At 69.3% G+C, this 13,454-nt stretch carries 12 protein-coding genes; 3 read left to right on the forward strand and 9 right to left on the reverse strand.

All coding sequences use genetic code 11. The features are described from left to right. Window positions 1-27 precede the first annotated feature (27 nt). Window positions 28-984 carry an LLM class flavin-dependent oxidoreductase gene (locus FU260_RS02755; RefSeq protein WP_147915674.1) on the reverse strand — a complete coding sequence of 319 codons (957 nt, stop codon included), beginning with the start codon at window positions 982-984 and terminating at the stop codon, window positions 28-30. A gap of 237 nt (window positions 985-1,221) precedes the next feature. On the opposite strand from FU260_RS02755, the gene FU260_RS02760 reads away from it, so the two are divergent. Both FU260_RS02760 and FU260_RS02765 read left to right on the forward strand, forming a co-directional pair. Continuing rightward, window positions 1,222-1,500 carry a HesB/IscA family protein gene (locus tag FU260_RS02760; RefSeq protein WP_147915675.1) on the forward strand — a complete coding sequence of 93 codons (279 nt, stop codon included), beginning with the start codon at window positions 1,222-1,224 and terminating at the stop codon, window positions 1,498-1,500. A 117-nt stretch (window positions 1,501-1,617) separates the two neighbouring features. Next, window positions 1,618-2,322 carry a VOC family protein gene (locus tag FU260_RS02765; protein WP_147915676.1) on the forward strand — a complete coding sequence of 235 codons (705 nt, stop codon included), beginning with the start codon at window positions 1,618-1,620 and terminating at the stop codon, window positions 2,320-2,322. A 96-nt stretch (window positions 2,323-2,418) separates the two neighbouring features. Here FU260_RS02765 and FU260_RS02770 read toward each other — a convergent pair whose 3' ends face one another. From FU260_RS02770 to FU260_RS02780, 3 genes are all read right to left on the reverse strand, one after another. Further along, the gene (locus FU260_RS02770; protein ID WP_147915677.1) at window positions 2,419-3,921 is read right to left on the reverse strand and encodes a hypothetical protein; all 1,503 of its coding nucleotides are present in this window, start codon (window positions 3,919-3,921) and stop codon (window positions 2,419-2,421) included. 346 nt (window positions 3,922-4,267) lie between these two features. Beyond that, entirely contained in the window at window positions 4,268-6,262 is a 1,995-nt protein-coding gene (locus FU260_RS02775; RefSeq protein WP_147915678.1) for a thioredoxin domain-containing protein, read from the reverse strand. Window positions 6,263-6,424: 162 nt separating this feature from the next. Then, window positions 6,425-7,507 (reverse strand): Fic family protein, encoded by a 1,083-nt coding sequence (locus FU260_RS02780; RefSeq protein ID WP_147915679.1) that lies wholly within the window; start codon window positions 7,505-7,507, stop codon window positions 6,425-6,427. 211 nt (window positions 7,508-7,718) lie between these two features. Here FU260_RS02780 and FU260_RS02785 point away from each other — a divergent pair, with 211 nt between their 5' ends. Continuing rightward, entirely contained in the window at window positions 7,719-8,447 is a 729-nt protein-coding gene (locus FU260_RS02785) for an NAD-dependent epimerase/dehydratase family protein (RefSeq protein WP_168211619.1), read from the forward strand. A 9-nt stretch (window positions 8,448-8,456) separates the two neighbouring features. Here the strand turns inward: FU260_RS02785 and FU260_RS02790 are convergent, their stop codons facing one another. The 5 genes from FU260_RS02790 to FU260_RS02810 form a co-directional block, all read right to left on the reverse strand. Then, window positions 8,457-9,392, reverse strand: a complete 936-nt coding sequence (locus FU260_RS02790) for a pyridoxal-phosphate dependent enzyme (protein WP_147915681.1) — start codon at window positions 9,390-9,392, stop codon at window positions 8,457-8,459. Between the two features lie 110 nt (window positions 9,393-9,502). Then, the gene (locus FU260_RS02795; protein ID WP_147915682.1) at window positions 9,503-10,555 is read right to left on the reverse strand and encodes a LacI family DNA-binding transcriptional regulator; all 1,053 of its coding nucleotides are present in this window, start codon (window positions 10,553-10,555) and stop codon (window positions 9,503-9,505) included. Window positions 10,556-10,572: 17 nt separating this feature from the next. Beyond that, entirely contained in the window at window positions 10,573-12,084 is a 1,512-nt protein-coding gene (locus FU260_RS02800) for a sulfatase family protein (RefSeq protein WP_147915683.1), read from the reverse strand. An 8-nt stretch (window positions 12,085-12,092) separates the two neighbouring features. Beyond that, window positions 12,093-12,416, reverse strand: coding sequence for a hypothetical protein (locus tag FU260_RS02805; protein WP_210418186.1), 324 nt, complete (start codon window positions 12,414-12,416; stop codon window positions 12,093-12,095). 5 nt (window positions 12,417-12,421) lie between these two features. Then, the gene (locus FU260_RS02810) at window positions 12,422-13,387 is read right to left on the reverse strand and encodes a DUF6772 family protein (protein WP_210418187.1); all 966 of its coding nucleotides are present in this window, start codon (window positions 13,385-13,387) and stop codon (window positions 12,422-12,424) included. Window positions 13,388-13,454 lie beyond the last annotated feature (67 nt).

A 13,454-nucleotide genomic window follows, 5' to 3' on the forward strand; every position in this document is an offset into this window, starting at 1 on the left:
CCCCTGACATGACGACCCGGGGAAAGATCAGCGGTCGGCGAGCCGGATCACGTCCGCGAGCTGGTCCCGGGCCACCGCCGGATCGGGGGCGGGGACGAACATCACCGCATCGGCACCCGCCTGTTCGAGTGCGGCCAGGTGTGCGGCGGCGTCGTCCAGGGTGCCGATGGCGCCGAGCTCGGCCCACCAATCGGCGGGAACCTCCACCAGCGCCTCGGTGCCACCGGTCTCGTACCGACTGGCCAGCTCGGCGTAGAACGGAGCGGCGGTGAGGCTGGCCGTCGGTGCGTCGAGCTGATCGGCGAGCCACCCGGAGGCCAGCGTGTACGCCTCGCGGCGAGTGGGCGCCGTGATCAGCGGTGCGAACACGGACACCTGAAAGTTCGCCGGGCTTCCGGCCTGCTCGCGGGCGATCGGGATGAAACCAGGGCCGGCGGAATCGGCGACTAGCACCCCGTCGGCGCTGCGCCCGGCCACAGCCATCGACTTCGGGCCCCGGATCCCGGCGAGCACCGGGGGGACCGGGTCCGGCAGGTGCTCGAGCTGCACGTCCTGCAGGGTGACGTACCGGCCCTGTACCGTCAGCCGTTCACCGGCCAGCAGGGCGCGCACCGCGTCCAGCACCTCGGTCAGTGCGGTCAGCGGCGAGGCCGGACGCACGCCCATCTGCCCCATCCAGGACTGCACGCCGTGCCCGATCCCGCCGATCACCCGGCCGGGTGCGAGCGAGGACAGCGTGGCGATCTCCATCGCGGTGACCGCAGCGGTGCGGGCTACTGCGGGCAGGATGCCCAGCCCGACTCGCAGCTCCTCGGTGACCGCCAGGGCTGCCGCAGCCAGCGGCGGGGCAGTGGTGTAGAAGCAGTCCTCGATCAGCCAGAGCTCATCCACCTTGCCGTCCACCTCGCGGGCGAACTCGGTGACGAGCGAGGCGGGAAAGGAGCGGTCGAAGGTGACGCCGACGGCGGCTGGTGTGGTGGCCATCCCCCGACCGTACCCACGAGCTTCCTCCGCGAACGCTCTCCCGTGCGGCGGGTCAGCGCCCGCCTGCTACGGGAGCGGGCGTTCGCCGGACCGCAGCGGGGCGGGGCCCGCCGTCGGCGCTCCTCGGCGGTTGCATGCGCGGCCAGTAACTGTGACGGTGGAAGGTGCCCGAGGCGCACGCGTGTAGTGAGCCGCTGCTCGTCAAGCGTCAATGCCGAAGGAAACGAGGGAGCAGCCATGCTCACCCTGACCGAGAACGCCCAGACAGCGATCAAGACCATCACCAGCCAGGCGGGCCTGCCGGAGGACGGCGGCGTACGCATCGCCATGTCCGAGGGCGGGTCGGACCTGCAGATGGCCCTCTCCCCGGAGCCGGCCGTCGGTGACCAGGTGATCGAGAACGACGGTGCCCGCGTCTTCGTCGCCGAGGAGACCTCCACGATGTTGGAGTCCCAGGAGCTGGACGCGAGCGAGACCGAGGAGGGGACCGGCTTCAGCCTGCGCCAGCAGGCCTGATCGTGCCCCGACGACTCGTGTGTGACTGTGCTGTGGTGATGGCCCCAGCAAAGTCACACACGAGAGTCGCGGGGCCCTGCGATTGCCGGTCCGGGCGACCGGCGGCAGGGTGAACAGATGCCACATCTGGACTCGATCGTCATCGACGCGCAGGACCCCGCCCGACTGGCCGGCTTCTGGGCGGTGGCCCTGGACGCGCCGGTCGCCTACCAGGGCGACGACGGTACTCGGCTGCTGCTGCCCGAACAGTTCGAGCTGTTCCTGGACTTCGTCCCTGTGTCCGAGCGCCTGGAGCGACCGCACCGGCTGCACCTAGACCTCTATGGCGGTGCCGAGCACACCGAGGTAGCCCGGCAGCTGACCGAGCTCGGCGCCGCCCCGGTGGACATCGGGCAGGGTCAGGTGCCGTGGGTGGTGCTGACCGACCCCGACGACTACGCCTTCTGCGTGCTGCCGGGGCAGGTGGAGGGCATCGATCCCGGATCCATCATGGCGGTCACGATCGAGGCCGACGACAAGGATGCCGCCTTCGCGTTCTGGCGGGAGGCGACCGGATGGTTACCGGCGCAGGAGGAGTACACGCTGCGGCATCCCTCCGGCGCCGGCCTCCTGCTCGCTTTCTTCGACTCGGTGGAGCCCAAACGCGGGAAGAACCCGATGCACCTGGACCTGCGCACCGGGCCCGAGGAGGACTACGACGCCGTGCTGCGCGGCTTGCTCGACCGCGGCGCCACGCTCGCCGAGCACGACTGGGGCCAGCTGCCGTGGACGGTACTGATCGACCCCGGCGGGAACGAGTGCTGCCTCCTGCGCGCCGACTGACCGCGACGCCGACCTGCCGCCGGTACCCGCACTCTCGGGGGCGGCCCCGATGTCGAAATGTCGACGATTCTCGACATCGAGGCCCCCTCGCGCCGGTCATGCTGCGTCGGCTCCGCCGTCTTCATCCGGCTCGGCGACGTCGTAGGCGACCAGCCGGCCCGGATGGGACACCAGCGTGACTGTCCCGGTGCTGGCGCCGACCTCCAGCACAGCGGCCTCCGACGGCGGTCCGCCCACCTCCGTACCGTCCGCTGCGCACGTGGTGTAGACGCGGCCGCCGACCCAGGTGTCCTCCTCCGGTTCCTCGGCGTCCCAGTGCAGGCGGTGCCCGATCTCGGTCGATTCGCCACACAGGTAGGTCCAGGTCTCCGGCACGTCGCGGACCTCGCCGGTCGCCGGATCGAGGAGCAAGGCCCCGTCCGCCGTCGGCACGACCACCGCGCTGCTGAAGCTGTCGGGCGGCTCAGTGGTCAACGGGGTCGCGTCCGCGCCGAGCGGGAGCGTCCAGGTGGTGCTGCCGTCGTCGGCGAACCCTTCCAAGGTGAGATCGAAGTCCTCGTACTCGTTCGGCCCGTCGCCGGTGAGGTGCTCCACCCCGGTCGCACGGCACCGTACGCCGGCAATGAGGAAGTCGTAGGGACACCGGTACGCATACCCCGATCCCCACCAGAGGGCCTCGCCGGTGTCTGCGTCGAGAAGGTAGGTGCTCTGGTCCTGCAGGTCGACAGTGTCCCGGGACTCGAGAGTCTTGCGGAACACCGACCCGTAACGAAGGGCGATCGGCCGCCAGGGTGTCTCCTCCGGTGGTGTGCTGACGCTCAGATCGGGCCAGTCTCTGGTTCCGGGAAGCTCGGAGACGCGTACCCGCCAGAGCGATTCGCCGTCGCTGACCCGGGAGAGGGCCCAGTCCCCGTCGTCCAGGTACTCGGCGGAGATGTCGCCGCCGAGCTCGTCGATCTGGTGCGGATGCTCCTGCAGACGCGAGGAGTTGGCGCCGAAGTACGCGCGATAGTAGTGATCGTCGTCGTAGACCCACAGGCACGCGGCCGCCCGATCCCCGCAACGCACCGGTGAGCTCGAGACCCATCGGCGGTCGGGCATCCGTGCGACGATCTCGCCCGTGCTGATGTCGGCGACCGCCACCCGGTTCTCGGAGAGCCGGGTGCTGGTGCTCCGGCTGTCCGGCTCGAGGAAGGCCACGTAGCTGGCGTCGTCGTCGCTGAACGCCACCGGCTCGATCGCCGACGATGACGGTCGTACCGCCCCGCGCCCCGCCTCGTGCTCCCACACCGTGCTGCCGTCCGCTGTGCTCAGCCCGACCAGGGTGAGGTCGCCGTCCTCTGCTGCGGTGTAGGTGACCGCGACCTCCTCGGTGGTGATGACCCCACCCGCGAGGGGAAGGTCGCGCTGCCACGCCACCTCGGCCGCGGTCTCGGCCGGGCGCTCTGTCTCGGTGAGGGTGCGTGGCGGTGCACAGCCGGTGAGTAGGAGCGCCACTGCGGCCAGCAGGGCAAGGGAGGATCGCCGACGGCGGAGCGCACCTGCCCAGCGTTCCGCGGGTGTGGATGGGCTCGGGCTGGTGTGGTCCTCGTTGGTCACCCCTCCAGTGAAGGGCAGTGAGCGCCGCTATGGGGGCGGCGCTAGAAAACTGTGGATAACTTACCGGCGAGGAGCGCCTGCTTGGATAGGGCCCAGTCGGGTTCTGGCTTACCACCCTCGTGGAACTGCGCCATGAGTCGTTGTCCGGCCTCTGCTCGCGCCGCAGGGCTGGGCGCCAGGTGCTCGTTCGATCGCAGCACGAATGATGGCGGCTACGGAAACGCCGCGGATGGCAGCCTCCGCCTCACGACGGTGGAACTGCCCCTCGTCGATAGGTACGTGCCCTCCTGGCTGTCCGGTGTGGCTCGACGGTAGATCGGCCCCGACCGGCACAAGCGCAAATCGTTCAGGCCAGCTCCGCGCGCAGCGCCTCCGCGGACGTGACCGGCAGGTCGCAGACGAAGCCGCGGCACACGTACGCCGCTGACGCCCCGCCCACCAGCGGCCGGTCGGCAAGCAGCGGATGGGCCGCGCCGTCTCCGGTGAGGGTGCCGTCCCCCGGTCCGGTGGCGAGCACCAGTCCGGGGCTGGCCGACTCTCGCACGATCCGCACCAGGGTCTCGGCCGCCTCATCCGTGCCGACGACGGCGACCTGCAGTGGCCCGGTCACGCTCGCCTCGGCTGCGGCGAGGGTCCAGCCGGCGAACCGCGGGTCGATCCGCGCCACTGCCATCCCCGCCGTGATCGCGGCATCCGCTGCGTCCCGGTGTTCGCCGGTCAGCGCCGAGTAGGTCAGCAGCGCCTCCGCCAGCGCGGAGGTGCCGCACGGTTCGGCATTGTCCGAGGTGCCGCGCACCCGCACCACGAGCTGCTCCCCGTCGGCCGCCGTGTCGAAGAACGCACCGTCGGAGGAGGCGAACTGTTCCAGAGCGGTGCCCAGCAGGGCGCCGGCCCGGTCCAGCCACAGCCCCTCACCGGTGGCCTGGTGCAGCGCGAGCAACCCGCCCGCCAGGTTGCCGTAGTCATCGGCCACCCCCGCTGCTCCGCCTGCTCGACCTCTACGGGAGGAGCGACGCAGACGCACCCCGGCTGCGCCGTCGTCGGCATGTTCGGCCCAGAGGAACTCGGCGCAGCGACGCGCCGCCGCCACCCACTCCAGCTCACCCAGGAGCACTCCGGCCTCGGCCAGCGCCGCGATCGTGAGCCCGTTCCAGGAGGTGACCACCTTGTCATCCAGCTCCGGCTGCACCCGCGCCCCGCGGGCCGCCAGCAGCGCCGAGCGCCAGCCGGGCCACTCCTGCGGGGGCTCGCTGAGCATCCGCAGCGTGGAGGCGCCGGCTTCGAAGGTGCCCGCCTCGGTCACGCCGAGCAGCTCCGCAGCCCGCGCACCCGCCTCCGGGCCGAGCACCTCGGCGAGTTGGCCGGGGGTCCACACATAGGTACTGCCCTCCACCCCGTCGGCATCGGCATCGAGGGAGGAGGCGAACCCGCCCTCGGACGTGCGCAGGTCGCGGAGCAGGAACTTCGCGGTCTCTGTGACCACCCGCCGCGCCAGCTCGGATCCGCTGGTCCGGTACCAGTGCAGATACGCGCGCAGCAGCAGCGCATTGTCGTAGAGCATCTTCTCGAAGTGCGGCACCACCCAGCCGCCGTCCACGCTGTATCGGGCGAAGCCGCCGCCGAGCTGGTCGTAGATTCCGCCGGTGGCCATCGCCGTGCAGGTGCGCTCGGCCATCTCCAGCGCCGCCGGGCTGCCGGTCCGCCCGTGGTGGCGCAGCAGGAACTCCAGCACCATCGACGGCGGAAACTTCGGCGCATCCCCGAAACCACCGCGGCGCGTGTCGAACCCCTCCGCGAGCGTGTCTACCGCCCCGGCCAGCGCTGCCGGGTCTGCCGCCGCGGGGCCGGTGCGCAGCTGCTGGGCACTGCGCAGCCGAGCGGTGATCCGCTCCGCGCTGCCGGTCACCTCGTCGCGCTCCGTGGTCCAGACTCGCTCGATCGCGGCCAGCAGCTGCAGGAACTGCGGCTTCGGGTAGTAGGTGCCGCAGAAGAACGGGTCGCCCTCGGCGGTGAGGAAGCAGGTCATCGGCCAGCCGCCCTGCCCGGTCATCGCCGTGGTGGCCTGCATGTAGACGGCGTCCACGTCCGGGCGCTCCTCGCGGTCCACCTTGATCGCGACGAAACCGGCGTTGATCGCGGCGGCGACCTGCTCGTCCTCGAACGACTCGTGGGCCATCACGTGGCACCAGTGGCAGGCGGCGTAGCCGACGCTGAGCAGGATCGGCACGTCCCGGCGGCGCGCCTCGGCGAAGGCTTCCGGACCCCACTCCTGCCAGTGCACCGGGTTGTCGGCGTGCTGGAGTAGGTAGGGGCTGGTCGATGCGGTGAGACGGTTGGCCATGCGGCTGACTCCTGACGAGCGGCACGTGCCTCAGCCTCGGTGCAGGGGAGGCGTGAGGGGGAGCGAGGCGGGGCTCCTCCTCCAGCGTAGGCCGCTCGGTGGGTAGGCCTCATGTCGGAATGCTGTCCGCGCGACCGGGCGGCCGATGCCCGCCCCGTGTGCTCACTCGGGTCGAGTCAACACCTCGAGGAACTCGTGGTTGACGAAGAGGACCTCCCGGCCGACCTTGACGTCGCTCAGGAGCCCCGCTGCCACCAGGGCGTGCAGCCACGACGATGCGGTCTGGCGCGAGACGCCGCATCTTTCCGCGACGTTGTTGATGCGGCAGTAGGGCTGCTCGAGGAGGATGGCCAAGAACTGTGCATCTCGGCCGCCCGCAGTGGCTACGCGAGCTCGCTCGGCAATCTCCTCCTGGCACGCGCGGATGGCTTCGATCTTCCGTATCGTCGACGCGGCAGAGTCGCGAATGACGTCAAGCATGTAAAGGACCCATTCGATCCAGGCGCCGTCAGCTGTCACGGCTCGCAGGAGTCGGTAGTAGTCGCTCTTGCGGGCGATGATGGCCCGGGAGAGGTACAGGATCGGATCGTGCAGCAGACCGGCCTCGATCAACATCAGGATGTTGATGATGCGTCCGGTGCGCCCGTTACCGTCGTGGAACGGGTGGATCGCTTCGAACTGGTAATGGGCCACTGCCATGCGCACGAGCGGGTCGAGATCACGCTCAGCGTGGATGAAGCGCTCCCAGTCCGAGAGCTTCTCGCGAATGCGGTCGGCCCCTTCGGGCGGGGCGTACAGCACCTGCCGAGTACTGGGGTTCGCGATCCGCGTGCCGGGTACGGCGCGCACCGCCCTCTCCCGACCCTGCAGCTCGGAGCAGATGCGAGCCGCAGTCGCAGACGTGAGCGGCCGGCTTCGGATCGAGGCGACCCCTGTGAACAGCGCGCTGCGGTAGCGCAGCGCCTCCTTGGTGGCGGGATCTCCCCCGCCGGAACCGACGTGCATGAACAACTCATCCGCAGTGGTCACGATGTTCTCGACCTCTGAGCTGGCCTGTGCCTCGAGCAGCGGGACGGCGTGGATCAGGATGTGTGGATTCGGCAGCAGCTGACCGGCCTGGGCGAGCGTGGCCAGCGCCGTCCGCGCTTCGATGGTGGCCTTGAGAACGGGTTTTGGTTCGAGGTCGAGGCCGGCGGGCGGTAGTGGTGGCAGGTCGTTGAACGGGAGGTCAGGGCTCCAACTCACGTGTCAACTCCTCCAACCCATCTGCAGAATATGTTAGGTATTTCTAGTAAACCTCACACGTTATTCGGATATGGAAGGTGACGTGACAGGTGGGGTCCTGAGCCGAAGCCGTACCCGTGCCCGCGACCGGTCCGGTCGTGGGCTGCGCGGCACGCAACTACAGTCGAGTACTGCGCGGTAGCCCATGCGACCGCCAAGGAGAGTGCATGCGATGAACGTCGTGGTGATCGGCGGAGCCGGGGTGGTGGGATCGCTGATTGTGCGCACTCTCGCCCAGAGTCACCGCGTACGCCTCGCTGACCTTGAGCCCACGGAGGGGACCGGGGCTGCGGAGTCCATGACCGTTGACGTGACCGACATCGAGCAGGTGCGCCGCGCCGTCGAGGGCCAGGACGGGCTCCTCTATCTCGCCATGGGGCGGCATCGCCCGTGGGGAGAGGTCGGCGGCTGGGTGGAGAGCCACTTCGACGTGAACGTCAAAGGCCTCTACCTCACCCTGCGCGCAGCCGCCGATGCGGGCCTGCGCCAGTGCGTGTATGCGAGCTCGCTATCGATCTTTGAGGACTACCTGGCCTGGGGTGACCAGCTCGAGCACCGCGAACCGGACGCGACCCATGGGTATGGACTGACCAAACGCCTCGGTGAGCAGGTATGTGAGTCGGTGAGCCGCGAGCGCAACCTCCCGGTGGTCTCGTTGCGGCTGTGCCACCCGATGCCGGACGAGGAATGGCTGGACTTTTCCGGACCGGCGGCAGAAACCATGACAGCGGCCAGCGATGTCGCGCGGGCCTTCGACCGGGCGCTGGAGTACTGCGCTTCCGGCCACGAGCCCTTCATCATCACCGGCGACCATGCCGAAGCCTCCATCGCGGCTCGCCGTACCCGGGAGGTGCTGGGCTGGGTGCCCCAGATGCGCCGTGACGCTGAGTCAGACGGGTGAGGCGCTGACTCAGAAGGGTGAGGTGACGTTCGCCCCGCACAGCACGAAGAGCGGGAGCTCACCCGCGCCCACGCGGTAGGCACCGGTCATCGTCGCCGCTACGGGGCAGGCCGCGGAGGGCTCGACGAGCAGCCGGTAGGTGTCCCAGAGGTAGTGCTGCGCGGTGATGATCGCCTCGTCGGTGACGAGCACGGACTGCAGCTCGGCGCCTCGGCAGATTTCCCAGGGTCCGGCGCCCAGGCGGTTGGCGCCGAGGGAGTCCTTGGCGATCGTGTCCACCGCCACATCGACAGGTTCCCCGGCGGCCAGCGCCGCGTGCAGCGTGGGAGCGCCGACGGGCTCCACGGCCACCGCGCGCACCCCGGTCTCCTGCGCGCTGAGCGCTGTCCCGGCCATCAGCCCACCGCCGCCCACGGACACGAGAACCGAGGTCAGCTCCGGCTCCTGCTCGACCGCCTCGAGCAGAAGCGTGCCGGCACCGGCCACCACGTCCGGGTGGTCGAAGGCATGCAGCCGGAGCGCCCCGGTCCGGGCGGCGAGCGTGTCTGCCTCCGCGTTGCTGGTGGGATGGTCCGGGAAATGGTTCAGCACCGTGGCCCCGAGGCTGCGGATGCGCTGCACCTTCGCCGCCGGCGCGTCCTGTGCGGTGGTGACGGTGACCGGCACGCCCAGAGCGGCTCCCGCGAGGGCGAGGGCGATCCCGGCGTTCCCGCCGGAGGAGATCACCAGTCCGGCCGCGGGCAGCCACCCCTCCTCGTGCGCACGCACAGCGGCGTTGACCATGCCTCGGTCCTTGAACGTGCCGGAGAGCTGGGTCTGCTCCAGCTTGAGCACCACCTCGACCTCGCCGTCCGGGGTGGGGACGAGTGCCCGCATCGTCGGGGTGCGGCGGACCCGGCCGCGCAGGCGCTCGGCCGCGCGGCGGACGTCGTCGATCTGCACCATCAGCACTCCAGCGCGCACTCCGGCAACATTCGCGCGCCGAGAACGGCGCGGTCACTCAGCATCCCACCGCGGCACGCTACGCGTCGAGCGCTATCCGGAGGCCGGTGCAGTCACACCCCGGTGGAGCTCCGGGTGACCAGCTCGGGTTGCACCAGGATCGGTTCGGTGGGTGGCGGATCGTCGCCACGGATCCGCTGCAGCAGCAGCTCCACGGCGGTGCGGCCCACCTCTGCGGCCGGGAGCCGCACTGTGGACAGCGGCGGATCCAAGAACTCGGCGAACGGGTAGTCCCCGAAACCGACCACGAACGTGTCGTCCGGACACCGCAGGCCGCGTTCGCGCAGCGCCCGATACAACCCGAGCGCAAAGTAGTCGTTGCCCACCACGAAGGCATCGGGCCGATGGCCTCGGGAGAGCAGGTCCACGGTCATCCGGTAGGCATCCCCTGCCTGCCACGGAAGGACCACCCGGTCCTGGCGGCGGGTGGGCACCATGAGAATCTGACTGTCGTCACAAGGCAATGACGCCTCGGTGAGCGCATCGCGAAAGCCCTGGATCCGTTGATGGATCGTGGTGATCGTCAGGTCCTCCTCGAGCATCACGATCGAGCGCGCACCCTGGGAGATCACATGCGCGGTCGCGGCGTGGGCGCCGGCGTAGTTGTCCGTGGCCACAGTGTCGACCGCCAGGTCGTCGAGCCGGCGGTTGACCACCACGAACGGCATCCCGGCGCGAGCCACCTGGCGCCACGGATTGGTGGGCCCCTGCACGGGCACCACGATCACGCCGTCCAGACCGGACTGGATGACGTTCTCCGCAGCGGCGAGCTCGCGCGCCGGCGACTCCTCGCTGAGGAACAGGACGATGTGGTACCCCTCCTCGGCGGCGCGGAGCTCGATCGCACTGATCAGCTCGGCGTAGAACGGGTTGGAGACGTTGGTGATGACCAGCCCGATCGTGCGATGGCTGCCCAGGACCAGCGAGCGGGCGTGCACGTTCGGCACATAGCCAAGGCGTTCTGCGGCTTGCCTGATCCGCTCGCGGGTCGCCTCGCTCACCCCCGACTGGCCCCGCAGGGCACGCGAGACGGTGTTCGCGGACAGGCCGACGTCGGTCGCGACGTCCTGCAAGGTGCGTCGCCTGCGCGGTACGTGCTCTGCCATCCTGGCCCCCTCCTTGATCAGCTGTCCTCGCGTGGGGCCGTACTCGGGCGGTAGCTGGAGTCGAGTGTCTTCTGCGACTCCGGTCCGTGGAACGCCGCAACCCCGGGGAGCCCCACGATATCGACCTGGCCCCGTCCGGTGATCGCTTGGGTGCGGCCATCGCGTTTCGGGTCCGTGTATCGGTCGAACCACTCTTCGAGCTGTCGGCGCAGCTGCGCGGCCTGTTCGTCGCGGTGGTCTCCGGCCGGGTCCCACACCCGCTGGTCGGCGAGAAGGTTGACGCGTTCTCCCGGATCATGCTGCAGGTCGTAGAGCTCGTGCGGACCGTAGGGGTACCGGTGCACGTACTTCCACCGGCGGTTCCGGATCATCCGCGTGGGTCCGAACTCGTCAAAGATGACCACGGGGCGGTCGGTGAGGGCAGCACCGCCCTCGAGAGCGGTGCGGAAGCTGCGGCCCGGAAGGTCGGCTGGTACTTCGTGCCCCAGGCCGACGAGATCGAGCACAGTGGGCATCACGTCGTAGCCACTGAGCATCTCTTCGACGACGTGGCCCGCCGGGATCCGTCCAGGGAGCGTGGCAACGAATGGCACCTTGACGGACGTGTCGTACATGTTCTGTGGAAAGGTGGCGTTCCCCTTGCCCCAGATGCCGTGATGGCCGCAGTTGAAGCCGTTGTCGCTGGTGAAGATCACCAGGGTGTCCTCCTCCAGACCCAGCTCGTGCAGGTCCGCGCGCAGCCGCCCGACCTGCCGGTCCAGTGCCGTGACCGCGGCGAAGTAGCCCTGCAGCTCGTCGCGAACGGTGACCACCGGGCGGTCCGTTGAGGCGTTCTGCTCGGAGTTGTCGAGCTCGATCGGGTGAGCGGGGGCCCAGGGGTGTCGAGGTTCTTGGGGGCAGGAGTCGAAAACGCAGTCGGCGTAGGAGCTGACGAGATCGGCGGGATGCTGGTCCACCCATGGACTGTGCGGTGCGGTGAATGTGACCCACAGGTGGAACGGCCGCTGGTCGGCGGCCCGCTCGGCGAGGAAGGCGGACGCGTCGTCGGCGAGCACGTCGGTGAGGTACCCCTGGGTGCGTACCAGCTCACCGTTGCGGTACATCTCGGCGTCGTTGTACCGCCCGCCGCCCGAGGGGTGCGCGAACCAGTGCTCGTGCCCGTGCTGGGGATGCGGGCTGTCGCCGAGATGCCACTTCCCGCTCAGCCCACAGGAATAGCCGGCGGCGGCGAGCACATCCGTGGTGGTCAGCTCGTCCTCGAGGTACCGGATCGCGCGGTCACCGCGCCCGTTGCCGGACCGGATCCAGTCCTGCACACCGTGCCGGGAGGGAATCTGCCCGGTCAGCAGGGACGCACGCGAGGGTGAACAGACCGGTGACGTGCAGTAGAACTCGGTGAACCGCACTCCCTCGCGCGCCATGGCGTCGATGTGCGGTGTGCGGATCTCGGAGTTTCCGTAACAACCCAGGCCCCAGACCGCCAGATCATCGGCGACGATGAACAGGACGTTGGTCCGGGGCTGGGTCATTGCGGCGGTCAGCTCTTCAGGGCCACGTAGATCCGGACCTTGACCGAGCCGGATGCGACGCTTCCGCGGATGCGCAGCCAGTGGCCGAACTCGCGCACCGGCCAGCTGGTCAGCTCGCCGGTCGTCTGATGCACCTCCTCCAGGTCCACCCAGGTGAGCCCGTCGGGGGAGACCTGGGTGGCGAGCTCGACCTGGGGCGCTCCGTCGCTGGTCAGCACCTGGAAGAACCAGCGGGCTTCGCGCGCCCACCCGGTCTCGAACGGTTCGGTGGCGAAGTCACCGGAGAGCGTGACGTTTCGCTCCAGGATCGCGGTCTGGGATTGCAGCATCATACGAATCACCAATCGGCAGAGATGACAACGGAGTCGAGGTAGAGGAAGTTGCGCACCCCGGAGAGGGTGCGGACGGAGAAGTAGAAGTTCAGCAGGTTGTCGAGAGACTCGTACGGTTCGTCGTAGGCGGGCACGGGGACGTCGCTCATGTCGATCAGCCGGTCGTTGAGCTGGAACTCCACGTTCGTCCGGGTCTCGGTGTCGATGACCCACCGCAGGTAGTGCCAGTTCACCTTCGTGGGCACCTCGTTGAAGCACATCTCGATCGGCTCGCCGAGGTAGCGCCAGTCATCGGGGTTGGGCGCGGTGAAATCAGCCGCGTACGGGAGGGCGAACTTTCCCTCGAGGTGCTCCTTCGGCGTCGGCTCGGTGACCAGCGGATAGCTGAGCCGGCGCACCAGGTTGCCGTCGGTGTCGGTGTTCTGGAACCGGGCCACGGTGTGATAGCGGATCCCGCCGTCACCGCACAGGTCGGTCGCCACGGTGAACGCACCGAACTGCGCCTCGGACGGGTGCAGGTTTCCGTCCCACTCCACGCCGCCGTACTGGTCGTCAGACTCCTCGCCGCCCAGCTGGGCCTCAGCCTTGTAGGTGAGATACGCCTCGATCTGCAGTCGGCCGCGACCGGCCATGGTGAGCCGTCGGATCGCGGTCGAGGTGTGCCCGGGATACGGGCGGGTGGCGAGCTTGAGCGAGTAAGTGCCAGTCATCGCGCCGTGCGTGCCGGTGTCGAAGAAGGTCGCGTTGGACAGCTGCGGCGGACGGAAGTCGCGCATGTGGGCATCCACGGTGTCCAGATCGCCGCGACCGTTGAAGTTGCCGATCAGCTCGGTCCACCCGTTCGTGCCCTCGTTGAAGTCGTCGAGGGTGAGGATCCGCGGCAGCGGATTGAATTTCGAGAGCCGGACGTCGGAGGCGCGGATGGCGGTGCGCATCGCCGAGGTCAGGGCAGCGGTGTCGACCGAGGTCACCTGGTTCACTCCTTGCTCGCCCGCTGGGGGCGTAGGACTCATACCGGCGGATGCCGGAACAGCAACA

This window comes from Ruania zhangjianzhongii (genome assembly GCF_008000995.1).
GTDB lineage: Bacteria > Actinomycetota > Actinomycetes > Actinomycetales > Beutenbergiaceae > Ruania > Ruania zhangjianzhongii.